Origin of the sequence: Kitasatospora sp. NPDC001527 (assembly GCF_040298605.1) — a bacterium.
Classification (GTDB): Bacteria; Actinomycetota; Actinomycetes; order Streptomycetales; family Streptomycetaceae; genus Kitasatospora.
Genome location: NZ_JBEPAM010000010.1, coordinates 46,394 through 71,356 on the forward strand (window position 1 = coordinate 46,394; position 24,963 = coordinate 71,356).

A 24,963-nucleotide genomic window follows, 5' to 3' on the forward strand; every position below is an offset into this window, starting at 1 on the left:
TCAGAGCTTCAGGAGCCGGTCGAGGAAGGGGTTGCCGAAGACGCGGTGCGGGTCGTGGCGGTCCAGGACGGTGACCGCCTCGTCCCAGCCGGCTCCGCCGCCGGCGCGGTGACTGGCCGGGACGACGCGGTCCAGCATGTCCGGGTCGGCCCAGGCGGCGTCCTCGGTGTAGGCCCAGCCCTTGGACCACTCGACGCGCAGGCCCGCCCGGGTGCCGTCGAACGAGCGCAGCAGGGCCTGTTCGAGGTCGCGGGCGAAGCGGTGCAGCCCGGGGGTGCCGGGGAAGGCCAGCACGTCGAGCCAGACGGCGGTGTCCCACTCGGGGCGGTCCGGGCGCGGGCGCAGCGCGGAGAGCAGCGGCGGCCGGGCGCCGGGCACCCCGGACCAGGCCGGGTCGTCGAGGCCGGTGACCCGGATCTCCACCGCGCCGTTCACCGGGAACTCGCCGCGGGCCCGGTAGGCGTCGAGCAACTCCCGGTACCGGTCGGCGAATTCGGCCACCACCCACTGCAGGTCGGCGCGCCGGGCGAGGATCGCGTAGCCGTTCGCGGTGACCCGCAGGGTGGTGGGGCGCACGTACTGGAGCAGGGTGCGCGAGGGGCCCCAGAGGTCGGAGCGCAGTCCGCCGGCGAGCAGGTGGGTGATCACCTCGCCGGTGAGCAGTTCGCGCAGCAGGTCACCGGAGAGCAGGACGTCGGTGAGATCGCCGGTGAGGCCGATCTTGGCGATCAGGTACTGGAGTTGGCCGAAGAGCGGGGCCGAGGCCCAGGTGCCGGCGACGAGGTCGCCGGCCAGCCGGGCGACCGGCTCGGGGACGGAGTCGGAGAAGGGGTAGTTGTAGGGCTCGTCGACGGCGCGGGCGGCGAAGGGGCGGTTCGGGGTGACGCTCCAGGTCTTCAGCCAGGGCCGTTCGGTGTAGGCGAACCAGATCGCCTCGACGCGGCCGTCGCGTTCCACGAAGTCGGCGAAGGTGCGCGGGCGGGAGGGCGAGGAGGGCGGCAACGCTCCGGGGCGGGCGAAGAGTTCGGCGGCGGGGAGGTCCAGCCGGCTGACGCAGCGCAGTGGCCGGTCGGCGCCGGCCCGGAGCACCACCTCGGTGACGAACGCCCGGCCGAGGTGGACCAGGAAGGCGGCGCTGTCGGCCTCGGAGCGGTCGAAGGTCCGCAGGGTGTAGCGGTCGGTGGCCGGGTCGAGGACGACGGCGGTCAGCCGGGTGACCTGGTTGCTGACGGAGCCGTAGCCGTGGCCGTCGGGGCGCTGCTCGCCGGCGGCGGGGACGGCGCTGCCGTGGCCGCCGATCGCGAGCACGCCGCCGACGGTGAGTTCGCCGGGGGCGGGGACGGCGGTGAGGCCGAGGCCGCGCTCGGCGAGGTGGGCGAGCAGGGCCTCCATGCTCGCGCCGCTCTGGGCGCGGACGGTGGTGGGCGAGTCGGCGGTGATCGCGGTGAGGTGGCGGGTGGTGTCGAGCAGCAGTACCCGGGCCGCCGCGGGGGTGCCGTCGGCGACGGTGAGCGGCGCCCAGGTGTGGCGGTGGCCCTGGGCGCGCAGGCGCCAGCCGTGGGCGCGGGCCCAGTCGGCGAGCGCGGGGACCTCCCCGGGGGTGCGCGGGGCGCAGGTCCAGAGCTGGTCGGTGCGGACCTCGCCGGACCAGTTCTGGTAGACCCGCCGGAACAGTTCGGTGCCGGCCGGGAGGCCCGGCGGGACGGGGGCGTCGGCCCGGGCGGTGTCCGGGCCGACGGTGCCGCGCAGCAGCCAGGCGCCGGCGCCGAGCGCGGCGGAGGCGCCGAGCAGGCGGCGCCGGCTGAGGCCGTGGCCCGGCTCGTCGTGGTGGTGTGCCGCTGCCGTCATGTCCGCCCCTTGTGTCGCGCGGTCTCCCCGATCCCGGGTGAGCGTACGAAGCGGTCGGCCGGGTGCTGCCGTCGCGCTGGTGATCTTCACTCGAAGGAATGAACATTGCCGGATTTTGCGGTGAGCTCATAGGTTGATCGTGATCGCCGTCCCTGGTCACCTCCGGAGGCCCCACCGTGCCCGCGCCCGCTCCCCTGGCCGTTGCCGTCGCCCAGCCCGCCTGCGCACCTTCCGGGCGGCCCGACACCGTCGCGGTCAACGTCGAGCGGCACGCCGCCGCGGTCCGCGAGGCGGGGGCGGCCCGTCTGGTGGTGTTCCCGGAACTGTCGCTGACCGGGTACGACCTGGCCGCGCCCGCCGTCGGCCCCTCGGACGAGCGCCTCGCGCCGCTCGTCGCGGCCTGCGCCGGGACCGGCGCCACGGCCCTGGTCGGCGCGCCGGTGGCCGGGGCGGACGGCCGCGAGTACATCGGCACGCTCGCCGTCACGGGCGAGGGCGCCTTCGTGGCCTGCCGCAAGACGAACCTCTACGGGCGGGAGGCCGAGCGCTTCGCCGCCGGGGAACCCGCCGTCCTGGAGCTGGACGGCCGGCGCCTCGGCCTGGCGGTCTGCGCGGACGCCGCGAACCCCGGGCACGTGAAGCAGCTGGTCGCGCTCGGCGCCGACGCCTACGTCGCCTCGACGCTGTACGGGGCGGGCCCCGAGGCGCTGGCCACCAAGGAGGCCCGCTACCCGGCGCGGGCGGCGGACAACGGCGTGTGGGTGGTGCTGTCCACCGCCGCCGGGCCCAGCGGCGAGTTCGCCGCCACCTCGGGCGGCTCGGGTGTCTGGGCGCCGGACGGCACCGAGGTCGTTCGGGCCGGCACGGCGCCGGGCGAGGTGGTGACCGCCGTCCTCCGGTGACCGGCCCGGCGGCCCGGGACCGATTCTCCGGGCGGGAAATACTCGGGGCCCGCGCGTGGCTGTGGTGTCCGGAAGCCGAACCCGGACGGGGCGCGGACCCTGGAAGCGAGGGCCCCCGCCCGCCGGGACCGTTCAGGAGGTGCAGCGCACGATGGGTGACGAGGAGTACCGGATCGAGCACGACTCGATGGGCGAGGTCCGGGTGCCCGCCGGGGCGAAGTGGCAGGCGCAGACGCAGCGGGCGGTGGAGAACTTCCCGGTGTCCGGCCAGCGCCTGGAGCGGGCGCACATCGCCGCGCTGGCCCGGATCAAGGCCGCCGCCGCGCGGGTCAACGCCCGGCTCGGCGTGCTGGACGCGGAGACCGCCGACGCGATCGTCTCCGCCGCCGAGGAGGTCGCGGCGGGCCGCTGGGACGACGAGTTCCCGGTGGACGTCTTCCAGACCGGCTCGGGCACCTCGTCCAACATGAACACCAACGAGGTGATCGCCACCCTGGCCGGCGAGCGCCTCGGCCGGCCGGTCCACCCCAACGACCACGTCAACGCCAGCCAGTCGTCCAACGACGTCTTCCCGTCCTCGATCCACATCGCCGCCACGGCCGCCGTCACGCACGATCTGGTCCCGGCGCTGGAGCACCTGGCGGAGGCGCTGGAGCGCAAGGCGGCGGAGTTCGCGGGTGTCGTCAAGGCGGGCCGCACGCACCTGATGGACGCCACGCCGGTCACCCTGGGCCAGGAGTTCGGCGGCTACGCGGCGCAGGTCCGGCACGGGCGCGAGCGGCTGCTCGCCACCCTCCCCCGGGTCGCCGAACTGCCGCTCGGCGGCACCGCGGTGGGCACCGGCATCAACACCCCGCCCGGGTTCGCGGCGGCGGTGATCGAGGAGGTCGCGCGGGCCACCGACCTGCCGCTGACCGAGGCCCGCGACCACTTCGAGGCCCAGGGCGCGCGGGACGGCCTGGTCGAGCTGAGCGGCCAGCTGCGCACCGTCGCCGTCGGGTTCACCAAGATCGCGAACGACCTGCGGTGGATGGGCTCGGGCCCGCGCACCGGCCTCGGCGAGCTGAACCTGCCGGACCTCCAGCCCGGCTCCTCGATCATGCCGGGCAAGGTGAACCCGGTGCTGCCCGAGGTGGTGCTGATGGTCGCCGCCCAGGTGATCGGCAACGACGCCACCGTCACGGTGGCCGGGGCGAGCGGCAACTTCGAGCTCAACGTGATGCTGCCGGTGATCGCCCGCAACGTCCTGGAGTCGGTGCGGCTGCTGGCCAACAGCGCCCGGCTGCTGGCCGACCGCGCGGTGGACGGCATCACGGCCAACGCCGAGCGGGCCCGCGAGTACGCGGAGTCCTCGCCGTCGGTGGTGACGCCGCTGAACCGGTACATCGGGTACGAGGAGGCGGCCAAGGTCGCCAAGCAGGCGCTGGCCGAGCGCAGGACCATCCGTCAGGTGGTGCTGGACCGCGGGTACGTCGAGCAGGGGCGGCTCACCCTGGAGCAGCTGGACGAGGCGCTGGACGTGCTGCGGATGACCCGCCCGTAGGACGGGGGCGGACACGCGCCCGGGGCGCGGAGGCGCTCTCGCCGCTCCGCGCCCCGGGTGCGGGGCTGACGGTGACCGTCAGCTCCTGGCCCGGCCGGCCCGGCCGCGCCGCATCGACGCCCCGTTCGACGTCATGGTGGCCATCGAGATGGCGGCGATCCCCAGCAGGCACATCACGCCGCCCGCGATCAGGCAGGTGACGATGTTCTTGCCCCGGTCCACCTCGCCCGAGACGACCCACGGGGAGAGGATCGTCCACGCACCGAGCAGGGTGGCGGCCCAGGCCCGGGCGTGGGTGCGCTCGTACGCCGAGCCGTAGCCGGCCATCAGCACGCTGTAGGCGATGCCGACGATCAGGCAGGTCACGGTGAGCGTGCTGAACGCGGTGAAGCCGACGATCCACGGCGAGGCCGCCAGGAACAGACCGGCCAGGACGGCCAGGGCCTCGACGGCCTGGGCCCGCGGGGTCAGGGTGACCCGCTCGTAGTGCTCCCGGAGTTCGACGATGTCCGGATGGTGTTCCATGCCCATCGGCGCTTGGGTAGACACCGATACCACCTCCTAGGTCGGAACATGGAGGGCTCTAGCCCAGTACCATTCTGGCGCCCTTCGACCGTTTTGCACCTTTTGACCAGGGCGGCTACCCTTCCGCACCACCCCGTCCCAGCGGGTGACCTCCGTCTCACCGCCACTCGCCGCCCTTGCCTATGCAACTCGTTGCATAGCAGGATGCCGGTCATGGCACTGGAGCACGCGATCCTCGTCTCGCTGCTGGAACGGCCCGGCTCCGGCTACGAACTGGCCCGGCGCTTCGACCGGTCCATCGGCCGCTTCTGGACCGCCACCCACCAGCAGATCTACCGGGTGCTGCGGCGGATGGAGGCGGACGGCTGGGTCCGCGCCGAGGAGGTCGCCCAGGACGGCCGGCCGGACAAGAAGGTCTACTCGGCGGCCCCGCCCGGGCGCGAGGCGCTCGCCGCCTGGCTGCGCGAGCCCGTCGAACCGGAGACCGTCCGGCACGAGCTGGCCGTCCGGATCCGGGCGGCGGCCTTCGACGACCCGGCCGCGCTGATCCCCGAGGTCGAACGCCACCGCGAGGGCCACGCCGCCCTGCTCGACCGCTACCTGCACGGCGAGCGGCGCGACTTCCCGGCGGACTCGCCCCCGGAGGCGATCGACGCCCAGCGGCGGCTCCAGCACGTGGTGCTGCGCGGCGGCATCGAGTACGAGCGGATGACCCTCGCCTGGCTCGACGACGTGCTCGCCACCCTGCGCGAGCTGGCCGAAGGCCGCTGAACCGCGCTCCGCCCACCACCCCTCCCCGCCCTCACCCTCGACCCCCGGGAGCCCGCGATGCTCTTCAACCCGCGCACCTACGACCCCGCGCAGTTCGACGAGCCGACCCGCCGGCTGCTGCGCGCGACCGTGGACTGGTTCGAAGCGCGCGGCAAGAAGGCGCTGATCGACGCCTACATCGACCGCGCCTGGTATGCCGACTTCCTCGAATTCGCCGCGAAGGAGGGCCTGTTCGCCGAGTTCCTGACGCCCTCCTCAGCCGACCCGGCCAAGCGCTGGGACACCGCCCGGATCGCCGAGCTGAACGAGATCCTCGGCTTCTACGGCCTCGGCTACTGGTACACCTGGCAGGTCACCATCCTGGGCCTCGGCCCGGTGTGGCAGAGCGAGAACGAGGCCGTCCGGGCCCGTGCGGCCCGCCTCCTGACGGAGGGTCACGTCATGGCGTTCGGTCTCTCCGAGCGCGGCCACGGCGCCGACATCTACTCGACCGACATGATCCTCACCCCGGACGGCGAGGGCGGCTTCACCGCCACCGGCTCCAAGTACTACATCGGCAACGGCAACGTCGCCGGCCTGGTCTCGGTGTTCGGCCGCCGCTCGGACGTCGAGGGGCCGGAGGGCTACGTCTTCTTCGCCGCCGACAGCCGCCACGAGGCGTACCACCTGGTCAAGAACGTGGTCAACGCCCAGATGTACGTCAGCGAGTTCCGGCTGGAGGAGTACCCGGTCCGCGCCGAGGACGTCCTGCACACCGGCAAGGCCGCCTTCGACGCCGCGCTGAACACCGTCAACGTCGGCAAGTTCAACCTGTGCACGGCGTCCGTCGGCATCTGCGAGCACGCGATGTACGAGGCCGTGACGCACGCCCACAACCGGGTGCTGTACGGCAAGCGGGTCACCGACTTCCCGCACGTGCGCCGGGAGTTGACCGACGCCTACGCGCGGCTGGCGGCGATGAAGCTGTTCTCCGCCCGCGCGGTGGACTACTTCCGCACCGCCTCCCCCGAGGACCGTCGCTACCTGCTCTTCAACCCGATGACCAAGATGAAGGTCACCACCGAGGGCGAGAAGGTCATCGACCTGATGTGGGACGTCATCGCGGCCAAGGGCTTCGAGGCGGACACCTACTTCGACAAGGCCGCCAAGGACATCCGCGGCCTGCCGAAGCTGGAGGGCACCGTCCACGTCAACCTGGCGCTGATCCTCAAGTTCATGGCCAACTACCTGTTCGCCCCGGCCGAGTACGCCCCGGTGCCGACCCGGCAGGACGCCGCCGACGACGCGTTCCTGTTCCGGCAGGGACCGGCCCGCGGCCTCGGCGCGATCCGCTTCCACGACTGGCGGGCCGCCTACGACGCGCACGGGCACCTGCCGAACGTCGCCCGGTTCCGCGAACAGGCCGACGGCTTCTGCGAGTTGCTGATCAACCACGCGCCGGGCGCGGAGCAGCAGGCGGACCTGGACTTCCTGCTGGAGATCGGCCAGCTGTTCGCGCTGATCGTCTACGGGCAGCTGGTGCTGGAGCAGGCGGCGCTCACCGGGCTGGACGCGGACCTGCTGGACCAGGTCTTCGACGCGCTGGTGCGGGACTTCTCCGCGCACGCCACCGAGCTGCACGGCAAGGCGTCCGCCACCGAGGCCCAGGCGGCGTGGGCGCTGGCGCACGTGCGCCGCCCGGTCGCGGACGCGGCGCGGGCGGCCAAGGTGTGGGGCATGGTCGAGGCGCTCTCGGGCGCGTACGAGATGGCTCCGTAGCCGGCGCCCGAGGCGGAGTTCCCGGGGGTGCCGGCCGGCGGACCGGCACCCCCGGGGGCCTTTTCGCGGGCTCAGAAGGTCAGCTTCCAGCTGTCGATGTAGCCGGTGTCCTGCGGGCCGACGTCCTGGACCTTGAGCTTCCAGGTGCCGTTGGCCGGCACGGCGGAGGCGTTCACGGTGTACGTGGTCTGCACGTTCGCCCCGGAGTCGCCACTGGACGCCTTGAGGCGGAAGGCGGTGCCGTTCGGCGCGACCAGGTCGATGACGAGGTCGCCGCGGTAGGTGTGCTTGATGTCCACGCCGACCTGGAGCGCGGCCGGGGCGTTGCCGGTGCGGCCGGTGACGGCGAGGTCGGAGGTCACGGCCGACCCGTAGTCGGGGATCTGGACGTCGGCGGTGTTCTCGAAGACGGTGCCGGTGGGCGGGGTGGTGCTGCCGGCGGCCAGGGTCCAGATCGCGTACGCGATGGCGTCGCTCATCCGGTCCAGCGCGGTGTCGTTGATGTTGGCGGTGGTGTCGCAGGAGGAGTGGTAGCAGCGGTCGAACGGCTGGCCCGCCGTACCGCCCCACTTCGCCGCCTGGGCGCTGGTCTTGGTGTAGTCGGCGCCGCTGAACAGGCCGCCGACCCGGATGCCGGCGTTCTGGAACGGGGCGTGGTCGGAGCGGCCGTCGCCCTCGAAGTCCTGCTCGGTGCTGATGCCGAGGCCGGCGAAGTAGTCGCGGAACAGGGCGTCGAGGGCGCTGTCGTAGCGGTAGGTGAAGTAGCCGGGGTTGGGCGAGCCGATCATGTCGAAGTTGAGGTAGGTCTCGATCTTCGAACGCTCGGTGGCACCGAGGCCGTTGACGTAGTTCTTGGAGCCGACCATGCCGTACTCCTCGGCGCCCCACCAGCCGAACCGCAGGTGCTTGGTGGGCTTGAGGCCGGCCCGGGAGACGGCGAGAGCGGTCTCCAGGACGCCGGCCGAGCCGGAACCGTTGTCGTTGATGCCCGGGCCGCCGGTGACGGAGTCGAGGTGGGCTCCGGCCATGACGACGTGCGAGGTGTCGCCGCCGGGCCAGTCGGCGATGAGGTTGTAGCCGGTCGAGCCGTTGTAGCTGAAGGTGAGCAGGGTCGTGGTGTAGCCGGCCGCGTCCAGCTTGCTCTTCACGTAGTCGATCGAGGCCTTGTAGCCGGTGCGGCCGTGGGCCCGGTTGCCGCCGTTGGCGGTGGCTATCGACTGGAGCTGGGCCAGGTGCGCCTTGACGTTGGCGACCGGGATGTCGGGGGCTGCGGCGACCGCCGGTGCGGCGGGCGCGGCGAGGGCCCGCGGCGCGGGGGCCGGCGGGGCCGCCGAGGCGGCGGGGGTGAGGAAGGCGGCCGCGAGGGCGACGGCGGCAGCGGCGGACAGGGCGGATCGGCGCAGGCGGGATCGCCGCGGGGCGCGCTCGGTCAATGGGGGCTCCGGTATCCGGTGGGGCAGAACGGAAGCGCGCCACTTCGCGGGCGGCGGAGGGGTACTGAGGGGGTGTGGGGCCGCCGGCCGCGCCGAAAAGTTGACGCGACCATGATGATTGGGCGAACCGGGGAGTCCGTCAAGGGGCGGCGGGGATGCCGGCGACTGACGGCCGGCGGCTCACGGCGGCGACTGACAGCTGACAGAATCTGAAATCTGTTATCTGTTATCTGTCAGCTGAAATCTGTCAGTCGTCAGCCGTCCGCCGCCGCGGCCCCGACGGCCGTCAGTCGTCAGTCGTCGACCAATGGCTGTTCGGGCGTGCGGGGCAGCACGACCCGGACGACGGCGCCGCCGTCGTGGTTGCCCGTCGTGAACCGGCCGCCCAGTTCCTCGGCGCGCTCCGCCATCGAGCGCAGCCCGACACCCGCTCCGGCGCGCCGCGCGGCCACGCTCCCCTTCCCGCCGTCCACCGCGTCCGCCACACCGGTGTCGTCGGCCGGGCCCCCCGGGAAGCCGCAGCCGTCGTCCCAGATCTCCAGCACCACCGCCTCCGGCCGCACCCGCAGGGTCAGCCGGGCCCGGCCGGCCCCCGAGTGGCGCAGCACGTTGTGCAGGGCCTCGCCGCTGATCCGCAGCGCCGCCACCTCGACGGCGGCCGGCAGCGCGGGCGGCGGGTCGGGGTCCAGCACCAGCGAGATCCGCACCTGCGGCCCGTCCAGGTCCGCGACCAGCCGCCGCAGCGCCACCGCGAGCCCCTCCCCCGCCAGCGCGGCGGGGGCCAACCCCTCGGTGATCCTGCGCAGTTCGTCGATCGCCTGGCCGATCCCGGCCGACACCGCGACCAGCGAGCGGGCCGCCGGGGAGTCCGCGGGCACGGCCGCCCGCGCGGTGTCGACGCCGAGCCGCAGGCCGGAGAGGCTGGGCCCGAGGCCGTCGTGCAGGTCGTGCCGCAGCCGCCGGCGCTCCTCCTCGCGGGCGAGCACGATCCGCCGCCGCCCGCGCTGCAGTTCCTCGTACATCCGCAGCGAGGCGATCGCGGGCGCGGCCTGGTCGGCGAGGAAGCGCAGCACCTCGTGGTCCTGGGCGTCGAGGTCGGGCTGCCCGGCGCGCGGCGGCGCGTACAGGTCGCCGATCACCGTGCCCTCGTAGCTGAGCGGGAACACCTGGCCGGCGGGCCCGATGGTGCCGACGGAGGCGACCTCGTGCGGTCCGGTGCGGGTGTGCAGGACGACCCGGGCGCCGGGCAGGCCGAGCGCGTTCACCACGGTGTCGCAGAGCAGGGGCGGCGCGTCGGCGGGGCTGACGGCGCGGCTCAGCCGCTCGGCGAGCGCCCGCACCACCTGGTAGGGGCGGGCCCGGTCTCCGTAGTAGAAGCGGTCGACGGCCCGCACCACCCACCGGGTGGTGGGTCCGAGCAGTCCGCCGATGGCCAGCGCCCCGGCGGCGAGCAGTTGCGCGGGGGCGCTGCTGGCCTGCGGCAGGGCGCGGCGCAGCAGCAGCGCGATGCCGAGGTAGCCGGCGATCAGCAGGGCGGTGAGGGCGAGGACACTGAGCATCCGGCGGGTCGCCCGGTCGAGGTAGCGGGAGCGGTCGCGGGTGAACGCGTAGCCGACCGCGCCGAGCATCCACAGCGCGGAGCCGGCGAAGTAGGTGACCGCCGCGACGCTCTCCGAACTGCCGAGCCGCAGCGCGATGTTGGTGGTGACCAGCCAGACGAGGTAGGGCACCAGGACGGCGGTGACGCTGCGGTGCGGGCGGGCGGAGCGCCGCCAGCGGACGGCGGCGACGACCAGGCTGGTGGCGACCAGGCCCCAGGCGACCAGGGTGGCGTGCCACTCGTCCAGCGGCAGGCCCTGCCCGGGCGGCACCAGGACGTCGCCGTGGTAGGGCAGCGGGCTGCGCAGGCGGACGGCGCACGCGTGGACGACACTCCAGAGCGCGACGGCCGCGACGAACACGCGGCCCGGCCCGCCGGGCAGCCGGCCCTCGGGCAGCCAGAGCGGGAGGGCGATGGAGAGGAAGATGAACAGGGCGACGGAGACGAGCAGCAGGGCGGCGCCGACGGCCTGCACCACCGCTCCGGCGTCGGTGACCGCGGCGGCGAGGAGGGTGAAGCGGGACAGGCAGCCGCCGAGGCCGGCGAGGAGCAGGCAGCGGCCGAGGCTGCGGCCGGCCGGCGGTCCGGCGGCGGGGCCCGGGGTGGTCCCCTCCGGGGCGGGTGCGGCGCGGTGGGCGAGGATGAGCAGCCCGGAGAGCGCGAAGGCGAAGCCGAGCAGGACCGTCTCGCCGTCGTGCAGGTAGAACGGCGAGGCCCAGGGGGCGTTCGGGTGGGTGACCGCGAGCAGGACCCAGCCGAGCCCGCTGAGCAGGGTCGCGCCGCAGGTCCAGGCCGCCGGGCCGAGGACGGTGCGCCGGGGCGCGGCCGGGGGCCGTGGCGCCGGCGCCGAGGGGAGCGGTGGGCGCGCGGGGCTGCGCGGGCGGGTGGACCGGGTCGGCCCGGCGGGGCCGGTGGGCCGGGTGGTCGACCGGTGGGCCGGCGGGGCGGGGTGCCGGGCCGGAGGGGTGGCCGGGGTGGCGGCCGGTTCGCTCATGAAAGCCTCCTCCCCCGCATCCTGCGCGTCCCGCCGTCCCGTCGGCGCGGGACGGCGGTCCGGTCCCGGCCCCGGGGCGCGGCCGGGCGGCGGCGGGGGCCTGCCGGGTGCGGGTCAGCCGTCGCCGAGTCCCATGTCCCGGGCGCGGGCGACGGCCTCGGCCCGGGTCGCGACGTGCAGCTTCTCGAAGATGTGGGTGACGTGGTTACGGACGGTCTTCTCCGCGACCACCAGTTCCCGGGCGATCCGGCGGTTGTCCAGTCCGCGCGCCACCAGGTCGAGCACCTCCGCCTCGCGGGCGGTGAGCGCCGGGAAGAGCTGGCCGGCCTCCCGCACCCGGGCGCCGGCGAGCAGGGTGGTGATCCGCTCGGCGACGTCCGCGCCGAACACCGCCCCGCCGGCCGCGACCGTGCGCACCGCGTGCAGCACCTCCTCGCGCCCGGCGCCCTTCACCAGGTAGCCGCGGGCCCCGGCCTGGAGAGCGGCGAGCAGGCTGCCGTCGTCGTCGGCCATGGTGAGCATCAGCACGGGCGGGGCCGGCTGGTCGGCGGAGAGCCGGCGGGTGGCCTCCAGCCCGGAGCCGTCCGGCAGCGAGAGGTCCATCACGACGACGTCCGGACGGTGGCGGGCGACCGCCTCCGGCACGTCGCCGACGCGCTCGGCCTCGGCGACGACGACGATGCCCTCGGCGCTTTCGAGGGCGACCTTCAGACCCTCGCGGAACAGCGGATGGTCGTCGACGATCAGGACCCGCACGGGCGCGGCCGGCGGTTCCTCCTCCGACCGGTCCTCTGGTCGCTGCGGGACTTCGGCGGGCTGTTCTTCATCCACATGGCCGACACTACCAGCGATGCGCTTGTGACTTTCCGTGACAGCCCTGGTGGCGGCCTGCGTGGCGCGCGCGGCGGGCCGGGCGGCGCGGGACCGGGGCGGGGACGGGGCGGGCCGGGCGGCGCGGGACCGGGGCGGGGGCGGGGCGGGGCTGGGGCGGGGACGGGGACGGGGCGGACAAGACCGCTGCCCCATGCGCCCGGGACGGCGGGAGGCCGAGACTGGAGACAGCGCGTCCGGCGCGGCGACCGGTCGTCGGTGGACCCCCCACCCGTCCCTAGGCGGTGCCATGACCACGGTGATCCCCTCCCGCTCCCGGCCGCGCACGCCCGCCGGGCGCCTACCGCGCCGTACGGCCGCGCAGCGCCACCTGACCGGCGCCGCCGCGGTCACCGTGTTCTGCCTGGTGGTCGCCACCCTCTGGGTCTGCTACGTCCTGGTGCACCTGGGCTCCCCGGGCATCGAGGCGCCCCGGGACCAGTTGGCCATCCTGCTGTACGCGCTGCCGACGGCGGGGGCGGGCATGCTGCTGCACGCCCACCGGCCGGGAAATCCGCTCGGTTGGGTGATGCTCGTCTACGCGCTGACGTCCATGCTGCCGAGCGCGGTCGCCGCACCCGTCTGGGTGGAGGTCTCCGACCCCGGGATCGTGGGAGCGGCGGCCGTGGTGCGCGGGGTGTGCGACACGATCAGCCAGACCCTGTTCTACGTGCTGCCGCTCTGGCTGCCGGCCGCCCGGCTCACCACCAGCCGGTGGTGGTGGTACATCGGCGCCGTCACCCTGTGGGTGCTTCCGTACCAGATGTCCTTCCTGGACAACACGACCGTCTTCGGGCACCCCAACCCGCTCGCCGACAGCGGGCCCGCGAACTTCTTCGGCTCGGTCACCGGGCACCTGGACAGCCTCTACGACCCGGTCAACTACCTGCTGATCGGCATCGCGGCCGCCGTGCTGCTGGTACGGCTGCTGCGCCGGGCCGCTCCCCGGCGGCGCGCGCACCTCGCCGGCATGCTGGGCGCCTATCTGCTCTGGGCGGGCATGCAGGACTACTACACGCGCCGCTTCCAGTACGAGTACTGGCTGAGCTACTCGCTGTTCACGGCGGCCGGCGCGGTCTGGGCGGTGGCGGTGGCGTTCCTGGTGGTGCGGGACGGCGGGTGGCGGCTGGACCGCGCCGCCCGGTCGGTACTGATCGGGCTGGTGCTGGCCACCGGGCTCACCGTGGTGTTCGTGGTGTGCGCGGCGGTGCTGTCCGGGTGGCTGGTGCCCGGCCGGGGCGCCGCCGCGCTGGTGCTGATCGCGCTGGTCTTCGTGCTGGGCGCGTGCCTGCCGCGGGCCGCCCGGCGGGCCGTGGGCGCGGTGGACCGGCTCTACTACGGCGACCGCGCCCAGCCCTACCACGTGCTGCGGACGCTGGCCGGGCAGGTCCGGCAGGTGGTCGATCCGGAGCGGCTGCCGTCCGCGCTGTGCACCACCGTCGCGGAGGAGCTGCGGCTGCCGGGCGTGGCGCTGGCGGTCACCACCCGGGCCGGGCGGCGGTCGCTGGCCGCGGTGGGGCGCCTGGACGGGCCGGTGCGTGGCTTCGAGCTGGTCCACAACGGCGCCGTGATCGGGGAGTTGACGGTCGGGCTGCGGGCGGGCGAGGAGCGGTTGGACCCCAGCGACGTCGACATCCTGCGTTCGCTCGCCGACCAGGCCTCGCCGGCCGTCGCCTCCCTGCGGCTGCAGGAGGACCTGCAGGCCAGCCGGGAGCAGATCGTCGCGGCGCGCGAGGAGGAACGGCGGTGGCTGCGGCGTGACATCCACGACGGACTCGGCCCGGCGCTGGCCGGGCTGCGGCTGCGGGTCGACAACGCGGCCTCGGCGGCCGGGGCGGAGGCGGGCGGGGCCGAGGCAGGCGGGGCGGAGACCGGCGACGCCGTCGACAGCGCCGCCGACGGCGCGGCAGGGAGCGGGGCGGGGAGTGAGGCGATCGCGCGGACGCTGCAGGACATCTCGGTCGACCTGGCGATGACGATCAAGGAGGTGCGGCGGATCACCGACCGCCTCGGGCCCGCGCCGCTCGGCGAGTTCGGCCTGACCCGCGCCATCCAGCACCTGGCGGCCTCGTTCAGCAGCGACGGGCTCGCCGTCAGTGCCGCGCTGCAACCGGACCCGCTGCCGGAGCTGCCCGCCGCCGTCGAAGTGGCCGCGTACCGGATCACCGCCGAGGCGCTGAACAACGTGCTGCGGCACGCCCGCGCCCGGAACGCCCAGGTGGCGCTGCGGGCGGACGAGGCGTACCTGACGCTGACCGTCCAGGACGACGGGGTCGGCCTCGGCCTCCCCCAGGCCGGCACCGTCCTCACCCCGGACCCGAAGGCGGATGAGGCGGGTACCGCCCACGCGGATCCGGCGGCCGGGGTAGGCCTGCGGTCGATGGCGGACCGGGCGGCCGAGATCGGCGGGCACTGCACCATCGACCGGCTCTCGCGGGAGAGCGGCACGCGGGTGCTGGCGGTCCTCCCCCGGCACCCCTCGCAGGGGCGCGGCACGGGGCGCTGACGGCCGTGGGCTGACAGCTGACAACTGACAGATTTCAGATGACAGATAACAGATTCTGTCAACTGTCATCTGTCAGCCGTACGCGGAGCGGCCCCGCGCCCCGCGCCCGGCGCCGCGACCCCGCACACGGCCCGGCACGTAGCCCGCCCCCGGTGCCGGTGGCTCCGGGGGCGGGACGGGTGGGGGGGAGATGGGCGGAGTATCGGGCGAGGACGAAAAGCAGGGCGATCGCGGACGATCAGTGCTTGCAGTCCTTCTCACCCGGCTTGCAGCGCTCGGCGTCCGCCGGGCTGCCGGCCGCAGGTGCGGTCTTGGCCGCCGCACCGGCGACGGCGCTCTTGACGACCGCGGCGGCTGCGGCGATGCCGACGACTGCGGACGCGAAGCCGAGCGCCTTCGATGCCGTGTTCGTTGCCATGAGGGGGGCTCCAGATTCTTCAGCTCCGAGCGGTCGAGCCGATCAACCGCTCTGCCTCCCACTCTGGACGGCACCGCGCCCCGGGCGCATGGGCCCGCCGTCCCGTTCCGGTCCCAGAACGGGACGGCGGACGCGACGGCGGGCCCGTCGGTGCAGCTCAGCGGCTCAGCGCAGGACCAGCACCGGCTTCACCACCTCCCCCGACTCCGCCGCCGCGGCCGCTTCCTCGACCGCCGCGAACGGGAAGGTCCGCACCAGCCGGTCCACCGGCAGCCGTCCGGCGCGCAGCAGGTCCACCAGCACCGGCAGGAACCGGCCCGGCACGCTCGCCCCCTGGTTCACCCCGACGATCCGGGGAGCCCGGGCGAGCAGCCCGGGCACGTCCAGGCCCACCTCGCTGCCGGCCGGCGGCGCGCCCACCACCCCGCAGGTCCCCCCGACGGCCAGCGCCTCCACCGCCTGGCGCAGCGCGCGGACGCTGCCGCTGGTCTCCAGCGTGTGCTGCGCGCCACGCCCGCCGGTCAGTTCGCGGACCGCCGCCACCGGGTCCCCGGCGCGGGCGTCCACGGCGTCGGTGGCCCCGAGCCCGCGGGCCAGCGCGAGCCGCTCCGGGCGCAGGTCGACGGCGACGATCCGCACCACCGGCGTCGAGCGCGCCGCCAGGACGGCGGCCAGCCCGACCGCGCCGGCGCCGAACACCACCAGGGTGTCGCCGGGTTCGGGCCGCAGTACGTTGAGGACCGCGCCCGCGCCGGTCTGCACGCCGCAGCCGAGCGGCGCCAGCAGTTCGAAGGGCACCGGCGGGCCGGTGACGGGCACGGCGTTGCGCTCGTCGGCGAGCGCGTACCCGGCGAAGGAGGACTGGCCGAAGAAGTGGCCGTGCAGCGCGGCGCCGCGGTGGCGGCCCGTGCCGTGCACGGTGGCGCTGCCGTCCGGCCGGAAGCCGCCGAACAGGTTGAGCGCGGCCCAGTGGTCGCAGCGCACCGGCAGCCCGTCCCGGCAGGGCGGGCAGGCACCGCAGGAGTCGAAGGTCAGCACGACGCGGTCGCCGGGCCGCACCCGGGTGACGGCCTCGCCGACCGCCGCGACGGTGCCCGCGCCCTCGTGGCCGAGGACGGCCGGCAGCGGCGCGGGCGTGCGGCCGGCCCGCACGCTCAGGTCGGTGTGGCAGATCCCGACGGCGTGGATCCGGACCAGGACCTCGTCCGCGCGCGGGCCGTCCAGCCGGACGGTCTCCGGGCGGAACGGCCCGCCGGTCTCGCGCACCACGGCGGCGGTGGTCTCGATCATGCCGGATCCGTCCCGCCCGGCCGTGCGGCGGCGATGTCCCACGGGGCCCGGGGCGTGAACAGCCGGTCGGCGGTGGACCGTTCGTAGGGCATGCCGGGCGGCATGGCGAGCACCTCCAGCTGGAGCCCCCAGGGCGTGCGGAAGTACACCCAGCGGTCGCCGTCGATCGGCCCGCCGTCGGCGACGGTCTGCGGTTCGCCCAGCACCTCGACCCCGGGCTGGCGCCGCAGGTAGGCGACGGCGCGGTCCACGTCGTCGACGGCGATCGCGAGGTGGTGCCCGCCCAGGTCGCTGTTGGCGGGCTGCTCGCGGCGCTGGTCCGGGGTGGTGTACTGGAAGAGCTCCAGATTGCTCACCGGGCCGAGGCGCAGCATCGCGATGTGCGCCACCGCCGAGCGGTGGACGCCGAGTTGGCGGGTCATCCAGTCGCCGTCCCCGTCAGGAGCGGCGACCGGTCCGAGCCGGTAGAGCAGGCGCGCGCCGAGCACGTCGGTGAAGAACGTCACCGCCTGGTCGAGGTCGGGGACGGTGTAGGCGACGTGGTGCACGGCGCGCGCGCCGGGGATGCCGGTCATGGGGCGCTCCTTCCGGGGGCCTCGGGCCGGAACGGCTTCTCGTGGACGGCGTCGCGCTGGTTGGCGACCGCGCTCATCAGGCTCATGCCGCCGTCGACGGTGAGCGAGACGCCGGTGGTGTAGGCGGCGTCCGGGCCGGTCAGGTGGACGATGGCGGCGGCGACCTCGGCCGCCCGCCCCGGCCGGCCCACCGGGATGCCGGGCCGGGGGTGGCCGGTGAGGTCGCGGTCGTCGAGGACGCCGTTCATCCGGGTGGCGGTCTCGCCGGGGCTGACGGCGTTCACGGTGATCCCGTGGGGCGCCAGTTCCAGGGCCATCACCCGGGTGAGCCCGCCGAGCGCGCCCTTGGCCGCGCAGTAGGCGGCGCCGCCCAGGATCGGGGTGAACTCGTGGACGGAGGTGACGTTGACGATCCGCCCGCCGCGCCCCTGGGCGACCATCCGGCGGGCGGCGGCCTGGGCGCAGGCGAAGGGGCCGGTGAGGTCGACGGCGAGGATCCGCCGCCAGTCGTCCAGGCTCTCCTCCAGGACGGGTGAACGGTGGTTGATCCCGGCGGAGTTGACCAGGATGTCGATCCCGCCGAGCTGTTCGGCGGCCGCGTGCACGGCTCGCGCGGCGGCCGCCGGGTCGGCGAGGTCGAGCGGCAGCAGCATGGTCCGCCCGCCGGCCAGCGCGGCCGTGCGGCGGGCGGCGGCCCGGTCGGTGCGGTAGCCGATCGCCACCGCGTGCCCGGCCCGGGCCAGGGCGACGGCGGCGGCCCGGCCGATGCCGGAGCTGGCGCCGGTGACGACCGCCACGGTGGGCGGCCACGCGCCGCCGTCGGGGTGCCAGTGGTGCGGTCCCGGGATGCTCATCGGCCGGCCTCCGGCACGGTGGCGGGGCGGACCTGGTAGCCGGCCAGGGCCAGGCTGGGCGCGCCCAGGTAGCCGTAGAGGGCGGCGGTCGGGCCGGCCGGGCCGGTCCGGAAGCCGTGCCACTCGCCGGCCGGGACGAACACCAGGTCCCCGGCGCGGAGCGGGACGGCGGTGCTCGCCGTGAGGTGGGTGCCGGCGCCGGACAGGACGAGGAAGAACTCGTCGGCGCGCGGGTGCCGGTGCAGGTCGTGGCTGCCGCCGGCACCGAACACCGAGGCGGCGACGGTGAGCCGGCGGGCGCCGACCGTCTCGCCGGTGGCCAGCCAGCGCACCGCCATGCCGGCCGAGCCCGCGACCGGCGCGCCGTCTCCGGTGCGCGCGGCGGGCACCGCCGGGCCGGGCGGCGCGAGCGGAACGGGGTGGGGGCGCAGCGCGGGCCGGTCGCCGGGCACCGCGACGGGCCGTACGGTCAGCACGGCGGCGGGTGCGCCGGGCAGGGCGGTGAGTCCGCAGGCGCTGCCGGGCGGATGGTAGAGACCCTCGCCCGGGCCGAGCACGCGCCCGGCCGAGCGGATACCGCCGGAGAGCACCAGGGTCACGGCCTCGCCCACCCGGGAGGGGTGGTGCTCGACGCGGACGCCGGGCGGCAGGGTCTCGACGGTCAGTCCGCCGTGCGCGGTGGGCAGGTGGCGCGGGTCGATCAGCCGCCGGAACACGGGGGCCGTCCGGGGGATGGCGGCGGGTACGAGGATCACGCGAGATCTCCTTCGGTAGCTGTGGCTGTGGCGCGGTCGGGGTCGGGGTCGGGGCCTGCGGGTCGGGGAGCCGTGGGGAGGGCGGCGGGCGGAGCGTCGCCGGCGCGGCCGGGCTCGTCGCCGGCGCGGCCGAAGTCGAGGAGTACCTTGGGCGGTCCGCTGCGCCCGCCCGCCAGCATCCGGAAGGCCTGCGCCCCGGCGGACGGCGGCAGCACGGCGGCGATCAGCGGTTCGGCCGTCAGCACGCCGTCGCGGAAGAGCCGCAGCGTGCGGTCGTAGTGGTCCAGGCCGTGCCGCACGCCGATCACCTCCAGTCCGCGCAGGGCGAGCCGGCCCGGGTCGAAGTCGGGGCACGGGCCGGCGGCCACGCCGATCACGGCGAGCCGGCCGCCCGGTTCGAGCAGGTCCAGGCCGAGCGCGAACGCCTGAGCCGCGCCCGCCGCCTCGACGGCGAGCGAGTACCGGGCGAGGCCGGCGGCGAGCGCCTGCTCGGGGCTCAGGGCGTGGCGCGCGCCGCAGCGCAGCGCGAGCCGCCGTCCGGCCGGGTCGATGCCCACGGCGTCCACCGACTCGCCCAGCCGGGCGGCGAGTTGGACGGCGAGCAGGCCGATCGTGCCGGTGCCGAGGACGATCACCCGGTCGCCGAGGCGGCAGCGGGCCCGTTCGAGGCCGGCTACCACGGTCACCGCCGGTTCGGTCAACACCGCCGCCCGGTCCGGTACTTGGCCGGGGATCCGGGACAGCGAGCGCTCCGGCAGCACCACGTACTCGGCGGCGGCGCCCGGGCGGCCGTAGAGGCCGACCTCGGTGAGGCGTTCGCAGAGCGGGCGGCGGCCGCGCCGGCACATCCGGCACAGGCCGCAGTGCACCATGGTGTGGCCCACCACCCGGTCGCCGGGCGCGAACTCGGTGACGTCGCGGCCGACTTCGGTGACGGTGCCGCACCACTCGTGGCCGGGGACCAGTGGGTAGCGGGCCCGCCCGTCGCGCAGGTACGCGGCGGTGCCGTGGAGGAGTTCGAGGTCGGTGCCGCACAGGCCGACCAGGGAGGTGCGCACGAGGACGGCGTCCGGTCCGGGCGGCGCCGGCCGGGGTTCCCGGGCGAGCACGACGCGGTGCGGGCCCTCGATGCGCAGCGCCGCCATGGTGGCGCGGGCGCCCGAACGGCGGGCCCCCGCCGTGGTGGCGGGGGCCTCGCCGAAGGCGGGGGCGGAGCCGGTCATGGCCGGCTCCGCCGTTCGGCGCGCCGCCGGGCCAGGGAGCGCCTGGTCGCGGTGGTGCGGCGGGGCGCGGCCAGGGCGAGGCAGAGCACCTCGGCCCCGAGCGGGCCGGCCTCCAGGAGCAGCGTGCGGCCCCGGGTCGCCAGCAGCAGGTCGCCGTCGACGGCCAGGTGGTCCGGCTCCTCGGCGTTCTGTCCGACGAGCAGGGACCCGCGCGCCACGAACAGGACGGTCTCGCCCTCGGGCCGCCCCGGCAGCGCGTGGTGGGCGCCGGGGCTGAGCCGCAGGTGGTCGAAGCTCTCGCAGGCACTGGCGAGCATGGAGCGGCGTGCCAGGCAGCGCAGCCGCACGCGTTCGCCGTTCGGGCCGAGGATGACGGCGGCCGAGGCCGTCGCGGTGGTGACGATCACCTTGGCTCGCCTCCCTTCGTGCTCGGAGGGGTGTCGGGGCGGTCGGGATGGTCGGCGGGTTCGGCGGGTTCGGCCGCCGGTTGTCCGGTGGCCGGTCGCGCGCTCTCCGGCCGTTCGGCGGCCGGCTGTTCGGTGGCCGGCCGTTCGGCGGCCGGCGGTTCGGCTGCCGGCCGTTCCGCCGCCGGGTGGGCCATGGCCCGCCCCGGGTGGCCGGCGACGGCCAGCACCGCGTGGAAGTACTCGAGCCCGGCGGTGCCGGCGGTGAACACGGTGCGCGCGCCGAGCGGCAGGGTCACGGCGGTGCCCTCGACCAGCGGGATCCCGGCGTCGGCCTCCGCCGACTCCTCGTTCCCGGCCTCGGCCTCCGGCGCCGTGGCGGTGCCCGAGCCCGCCGTGATGTACAGGGCGCGTTCGACGCCCTCGGCGGTGATCTCGACGCTGCGGCCCGGGTCGAGCCACTGCAGTCCGACGGCGCGCAGCGGTCCGGTCAGCACCCGGGTGGGGTCGACGGCGCCGCGGCGGCGGAGGTCGGTGATGACGGTGCCCGACATGACGGGTGCTCCTTCTGGTGTCTGCGGTCCGTACTGGGCCGTATCTGTTCTCCACGGTGGGCCGCCTGCCGTCCCGGCCGCACGGGGACCCGGTCCTGTCCTGTTCCCGGACTGCGCCCGGCCCGTTCCCGGCCTGGGCCCGGACCCGGCCCGGACGGCACCCGGACGGCACCCGGGCCCGCGCCCCCGGCGCCTCACAGCGCACCCGACCCGGACCCGGCGGCCGGGACGGCGCCGGCCAGGGCGGGTTCGGTGACGGCGGCCCGGCTGCGCGGGACGCCCGTGCCCACCGGGTCGGCCAGGCCCTCGACAGCGGCCCTCAGCACCGCGGCGTCCACCCGGGTCAGCAGCCTGCCGTCGGCGCAGTACGGGCGCCCGAGGTCGGCGAGCAGCAGCAGCCCGGGGGCGGCGGCGTTGACGAGCGCGACGGTGAGCCGGTCCACGTCGACGCCGCCGGGCAGGGCGGTCGCCGAGCCGTTGCGGGCCAGCAGGTCCCGGTGCGCCCAGCCGGTGGCCCCGGCCGCCAGGCCGAGCCGCTCCGCCACCCGGGCGGCGAGCACCAGGCCGAGCGCCTCGGCGTCGCCGGGGGCGAGGTCAGGACCGGCCACGGCCCGCACCGCGGCGGCGAGGCTCCGGCCGTAGCCGAGGGCCAGCGCGGGGCCGGTCTCGTCGGGGTCGAAGCAGACCAGCGCGGCCCGCGCGTCGGCGCACAGGGCGATCAGGGCGGTGAGCGTCGGCTCGTCGTACCGGGCCCCGGGGTGGAGGAGGGCGGCGAGCGTCGGGTACTGGGCGGGGCAGACGGCGAGCACGTGGCGCACGACCGCGACCGTCCCGGCCCGGGTCCACGCGGCGGGGCGGGCGGCGAGCTGGTCGGCCCGGACCCAGACCAGCGCGTTCGGGACGGGGCGGTGCAGGGCCAGGGCGGGACCGCACGCGGCCGCCAGGTCGGTGGGCAACCGCACCTCGGCGGGGAGCCCGCAGGCGCGTTCTCCGCCGACGGCGAGGACCACGGCGCCGGCGCGGGCGGCGGCCGGCAGCGGTCCGTCGCGCAGGTCGTGCACGGCGGTGGGCGCCCGGTCGGCGGCGAGCGCGCGGACGGCGGCCAGGGTGGCCTCGGGCGCGGTGCCGTCGGTGACGACGAGGAACCGCTCGGCCCGCAGGCCGTCGAGCCGCGTCCCGAGTTCGGACCACGACGGCTCGCCGCCGCGCACCGCCAGGAAGACCTGGGCGGCACCGGCCTGGATCCGCCGGTCGAGCCGGACACTGCGACGCATGATGGCCTCCTCCCGTCCGAACTCCGAAGCCCGAACTGCGAGGTCCGAAGCCCGAGGTCCGGGCTTCGTCCTATGGCCTCCACGCTGCGCCGCCCGCCGCCCCGCCCGCCTGAGCCCCGGGCCCCCACCGCGCCCCGCGCCGGCGCCCGGGACGGGCCGGGGCGCGGCCGGGACGGGCCGGGACGGGCCCCTAGGGGTACGCCCGGCATGCCCGGGGCCCGTCCCACCACGGTCGGGACGGGCCCGGTACGTACGGCCCTCGCGGCCGGCCGCCGAGGACGGCCGCCGCCGGGCCCGCTACCCCGGCGGCCCCCCGGCCGGGACGGCGCGGCGCGCGACCTCGGGGCGGCGTTCGGGCAGGGCGGCGCTCACCCGGTCCGGCAGGACGGTCAGGCAGAGCAGTTCCGCGCCGAGCGGGCCGCCGTGCAGGTGGACGGACTCGCCGCGCGGGGCGAGCAGCAGAGTGCCGCGGTCGAGCATGCGCAGCGGGTGGTCCGGGCAGTCGAGCAGGACGACCGGGCCGCGCAGCACGTACCAGGCGGCCTCGGTGCCGTCGCGGCCGGTGAGGTCGTAGCAGGCGCCCGGGCCGAGGTGGACGTGCTCGAAGGCCTCGCACTCGCTGTGCAGCATGCCCCGGCGGGCGAGGCAGCGGGTGCGGATCCGCTGGGCGCCGGGGCCGAGGAGCAGGCGGGGCGCGGTCGTGCGGGTGACGATCATCGCGGCTCACCGCCTCGCGCCGGCACGAGTTCCGCGTGCAGGTAGGAGAGCCCGCCGGGGCCGGCGGCGAGGTCCAGGGCGGTGCCGAGCGGCAGGGTGAACGCCGTTCCGGGGCGCAGCGGCACCCGGACGTTCCCGGCGCCCGCCCGGCCGTGGCCGCCGGTCACGAAGGCGGTGTGCTCGACGCCGTCGGCGAGCAGGACGTCCCGTTCACCGGTGGCCAGTTCGACGTGCCGCAGCAGGCGCAGCGGTCCGCCGATGACGGCGGACGGGTCGAGCGGGCCGGTGCGCCGCAGGTCGCGGACGACGGTGCTGCCGACCGGGCCGGCGCGACCGGCGCGGCCGCGGGCCGGCGGGTCGGCGGGCAGTTCGATCACCAGCCACTCCAGCGGTCCGGCCCCGGTGTTGCGCAGGCCGTGCCGGGTGCCGAGCGCCGTCAGGACGGCGTCGCCCGCGCGGACGGCGTACGGGTGGCCGTCGAGGGTGACCTCGCCCTCTCCGGCGAGCAGGACGTAGACCTCACGGGTGCGGGTGTGGAGGTGTTCGCCGCTGATGCCGCCCACCGGGACGCGCGCCCATTCGACGGCCTCCCAGCCGCCGGTGAGTCCGGCCCGGCGGGCGAGGCAGGTCCACTGGGTGATCCCGGCCGCGCCGTGCACTCCGTGGACGTCGGCCGGGGCGGTGGTGTCGGCGACCACGACGGCGCTACGCACGTGTCCCACTCCCCCGCACCGATCCCGCCGCTCCGGCCGCGCCCGCGCCCGCCGCCTCGGTGGCCTCGGTGGCCTCGGTGGCCGACCAGGTGCGCAGCCAGCCGGCGGCGTCGCCGAGTTCGGCCCCGCCGAGGTCGTCGACGAAGACGCCCGCGCCGATCCCGCAGGGCAGCGGCAGCCGCTGCCGCCCGTCGCGGTGGCGGACGGTGTCGGCGAGCGCCTCGGCGAGCGTGACGGGCTCCATCAGCGGGTGCCAGACGGGCAGTTCGAGCCGCCGCATCAGCCGCAGGATCCGTTCGGCCTGCCCCGCGTCGAGCAGGCCCCGGCGCCGGGCGACGACGGTGGTGAGCGCCATGTCGACGCAGACCGCCTCGCCGTGCAGGAGTTCGGGCAGCGCGCGCATCTCGACCGTCGGGCTGAACGAGTGCCCGTAGTCCATCAGGCGTTCCAGGCGGTGCTCCCAGAGGTTGGGCTGGAGCTCCTGGAGCATGCCGTGGACGGCGCGGCCGAGCACGGCGGCGCCGGCGGCCGGGGACTGGAAGCCGCTGTCGAGCAGGGCGCGCCCGTGACGTTCGAGCAGGAAGAAGAGGTCCGCGTCCTTGATCAGGGCGACCTTGAGGATCTCGGCGAGCCCGTTGCCGAGGTGGCGCCGGTCCAGGGTGGTGAGGAAGCCCGGGTCGAGCAGGGTGTCGACGGCGGGGTGGTAGCTGCCCAGGCGGTTCTTGTGGCGGCCGTGATTGACGCCGGTCTTGGCGCCGACGCCCGCGTCGACGAGGCCGATCAGCGTGGTCGGCACCCGGACGAAGGGCGTGGAGCGGCGGTAGAGGCTGCAGGCGAGGCCGACGACGTCGGTGAGTACGCCGCCGCCCACCGCGATCACCGGTTCGCCGCGGCGGGAGATCCCGAAGGAGTCCATCCGGTCGGCGACCTGGAACACCGCGTCCATGGTCTTCACCTGTTCGTGGGCCAGCAGGACGTGCGTCTCGTACTCGACGTCCTGGGCGTCCAGGTAGCGGCGCAGGCGGTGGCCGTGCAGTTCGTGGACGCGGGCGTCCACGACGACGAGCCGGCGCCCGGGCGGGCCGCCGGCCCGGGCGAGCGCCGGGTTGCGCGGGTCCAGCACGCCGGGGACGAAGCGGACCCGGTAGCGGACGGGCAACGCGGTGGCGACCGTCCAGGCGTGGGCGCCGCTCACCGGGTCGCCGGTGGCGTGCAGGCCGTGGACGTCCGCGCCGGGGGCGCCGGGCGTGCCGGGACGGTGCTGCGGGTGGGGGATGGACACAGGTCGGCTCCTTCGGCGGGCGACGGCTCGGGCGGCCCGACGGGTGAGGGAGGGCCCGACGGGCCGGTGTGCACCACGCTGGCGCGCCCGCCGTCCCGGACGCACGGGCGGCCGGCCCCATCCGCGTCCCGGTCCCGCCCGGGACGGCCCGGGA

At 75.9% G+C, this 24,963-nt stretch carries 22 protein-coding genes; 5 read left to right on the forward strand and 17 right to left on the reverse strand.

The window, feature by feature from the left end:
• Positions 1-1,848, reverse strand: a complete 1,848-nt coding sequence (locus ABT238_RS13200; protein WP_350757280.1) for a cholesterol oxidase substrate-binding domain-containing protein — start codon at positions 1,846-1,848, stop codon at positions 1-3.
• Between the two features lie 176 nt (positions 1,849-2,024).
• Here ABT238_RS13200 and ABT238_RS13205 point away from each other — a divergent pair, with 176 nt between their 5' ends.
• On the forward strand, positions 2,025-2,750 hold the full coding sequence (locus ABT238_RS13205; protein WP_350560958.1) for a carbon-nitrogen hydrolase family protein: 726 nt from the start codon (positions 2,025-2,027) through the stop codon (positions 2,748-2,750).
• A 151-nt stretch (positions 2,751-2,901) separates the two neighbouring features.
• Positions 2,902-4,293, forward strand: coding sequence for a class II fumarate hydratase (locus ABT238_RS13210; RefSeq protein WP_350561158.1), 1,392 nt, complete (start codon positions 2,902-2,904; stop codon positions 4,291-4,293).
• A 78-nt stretch (positions 4,294-4,371) separates the two neighbouring features.
• Here the strand turns inward: ABT238_RS13210 and ABT238_RS13215 are convergent, their stop codons facing one another.
• Positions 4,372-4,842: an SPW repeat protein gene (locus tag ABT238_RS13215; RefSeq protein ID WP_350560960.1), complete on the reverse strand. Its 471-nt coding sequence runs from the start codon at positions 4,840-4,842 to the stop codon at positions 4,372-4,374.
• Positions 4,843-5,031: 189 nt separating this feature from the next.
• On the opposite strand from ABT238_RS13215, the gene ABT238_RS13220 reads away from it, so the two are divergent.
• On the forward strand, positions 5,032-5,589 hold the full coding sequence (locus ABT238_RS13220) for a PadR family transcriptional regulator (protein WP_350757283.1): 558 nt from the start codon (positions 5,032-5,034) through the stop codon (positions 5,587-5,589).
• Between the two features lie 57 nt (positions 5,590-5,646).
• The gene (locus ABT238_RS13225; RefSeq protein ID WP_350757286.1) at positions 5,647-7,347 is read left to right on the forward strand and encodes an acyl-CoA dehydrogenase family protein; all 1,701 of its coding nucleotides are present in this window, start codon (positions 5,647-5,649) and stop codon (positions 7,345-7,347) included.
• 71 nt (positions 7,348-7,418) lie between these two features.
• On the opposite strand, the gene ABT238_RS13230 is transcribed toward ABT238_RS13225, so the two are convergent.
• The 3 genes from ABT238_RS13230 to ABT238_RS13240 all read right to left on the reverse strand — a co-directional run bounded on the left by ABT238_RS13230 (position 7,419) and on the right by ABT238_RS13240 (position 12,130).
• On the reverse strand, positions 7,419-8,780 hold the full coding sequence (locus ABT238_RS13230) for a M28 family metallopeptidase (RefSeq protein WP_350757289.1): 1,362 nt from the start codon (positions 8,778-8,780) through the stop codon (positions 7,419-7,421).
• A 293-nt stretch (positions 8,781-9,073) separates the two neighbouring features.
• Positions 9,074-11,374: a sensor histidine kinase gene (locus ABT238_RS13235; protein ID WP_350757292.1), complete on the reverse strand. Its 2,301-nt coding sequence runs from the start codon at positions 11,372-11,374 to the stop codon at positions 9,074-9,076.
• 114 nt (positions 11,375-11,488) lie between these two features.
• Entirely contained in the window at positions 11,489-12,130 is a 642-nt protein-coding gene (locus tag ABT238_RS13240) for a response regulator (protein WP_350561160.1), read from the reverse strand.
• A gap of 364 nt (positions 12,131-12,494) precedes the next feature.
• Here ABT238_RS13240 and ABT238_RS13245 point away from each other — a divergent pair, with 364 nt between their 5' ends.
• Complete coding sequence (locus ABT238_RS13245; RefSeq protein ID WP_350757295.1) at positions 12,495-14,750, forward strand: sensor histidine kinase; 2,256 nt, start codon at positions 12,495-12,497, stop codon at positions 14,748-14,750.
• Positions 14,751-14,988: 238 nt separating this feature from the next.
• Here ABT238_RS13245 and ABT238_RS13250 read toward each other — a convergent pair whose 3' ends face one another.
• From ABT238_RS13250 to ABT238_RS13305, 12 genes are all read right to left on the reverse strand, one after another.
• Positions 14,989-15,168, reverse strand: coding sequence for a hypothetical protein (locus ABT238_RS13250; RefSeq protein ID WP_350560972.1), 180 nt, complete (start codon positions 15,166-15,168; stop codon positions 14,989-14,991).
• Positions 15,169-15,333: 165 nt separating this feature from the next.
• Complete coding sequence (locus ABT238_RS13255; protein WP_350757298.1) at positions 15,334-16,458, reverse strand: NAD(P)-dependent alcohol dehydrogenase; 1,125 nt, start codon at positions 16,456-16,458, stop codon at positions 15,334-15,336.
• A complete protein-coding gene (locus tag ABT238_RS13260; RefSeq protein ID WP_350560976.1) occupies positions 16,455-17,033 on the reverse strand; it encodes a VOC family protein in 579 nt (192 codons plus the stop codon). Before ABT238_RS13260 ends, ABT238_RS13255 begins: the two co-directional genes overlap by 4 nt.
• Entirely contained in the window at positions 17,030-17,887 is an 858-nt protein-coding gene (locus tag ABT238_RS13265; protein WP_350757301.1) for an SDR family oxidoreductase, read from the reverse strand. The genes ABT238_RS13260 and ABT238_RS13265 overlap by 4 nt, the downstream gene beginning before the upstream one ends.
• On the reverse strand, positions 17,884-18,642 hold the full coding sequence (locus tag ABT238_RS13270) for a cupin domain-containing protein (RefSeq protein ID WP_350560980.1): 759 nt from the start codon (positions 18,640-18,642) through the stop codon (positions 17,884-17,886). Before ABT238_RS13270 ends, ABT238_RS13265 begins: the two co-directional genes overlap by 4 nt.
• On the reverse strand, positions 18,639-19,865 hold the full coding sequence (locus ABT238_RS13275; RefSeq protein ID WP_350757304.1) for a zinc-dependent alcohol dehydrogenase: 1,227 nt from the start codon (positions 19,863-19,865) through the stop codon (positions 18,639-18,641). Before ABT238_RS13275 ends, ABT238_RS13270 begins: the two co-directional genes overlap by 4 nt.
• Positions 19,862-20,272, reverse strand: coding sequence for a pirin family protein (locus ABT238_RS13280; protein ID WP_350757307.1), 411 nt, complete (start codon positions 20,270-20,272; stop codon positions 19,862-19,864). Before ABT238_RS13280 ends, ABT238_RS13275 begins: the two co-directional genes overlap by 4 nt.
• Positions 20,269-20,823 (reverse strand): hypothetical protein, encoded by a 555-nt coding sequence (locus tag ABT238_RS13285; RefSeq protein ID WP_350757310.1) that lies wholly within the window; start codon positions 20,821-20,823, stop codon positions 20,269-20,271. Before ABT238_RS13285 ends, ABT238_RS13280 begins: the two co-directional genes overlap by 4 nt.
• A 194-nt stretch (positions 20,824-21,017) precedes the next feature.
• Positions 21,018-22,097: a 3-dehydroquinate synthase family protein gene (locus ABT238_RS13290; protein ID WP_350757312.1), complete on the reverse strand. Its 1,080-nt coding sequence runs from the start codon at positions 22,095-22,097 to the stop codon at positions 21,018-21,020.
• A 297-nt stretch (positions 22,098-22,394) separates the two neighbouring features.
• On the reverse strand, positions 22,395-22,814 hold the full coding sequence (locus ABT238_RS13295; protein WP_350757314.1) for a hypothetical protein: 420 nt from the start codon (positions 22,812-22,814) through the stop codon (positions 22,395-22,397).
• Complete coding sequence (locus tag ABT238_RS13300) at positions 22,811-23,527, reverse strand: cupin domain-containing protein (protein WP_350757317.1); 717 nt, start codon at positions 23,525-23,527, stop codon at positions 22,811-22,813. The genes ABT238_RS13295 and ABT238_RS13300 overlap by 4 nt, the downstream gene beginning before the upstream one ends.
• On the reverse strand, positions 23,520-24,809 hold the full coding sequence (locus ABT238_RS13305; RefSeq protein WP_350757319.1) for a sedoheptulose 7-phosphate cyclase: 1,290 nt from the start codon (positions 24,807-24,809) through the stop codon (positions 23,520-23,522). Before ABT238_RS13305 ends, ABT238_RS13300 begins: the two co-directional genes overlap by 8 nt.
• Positions 24,810-24,963: the final 154 nt, after the last annotated feature.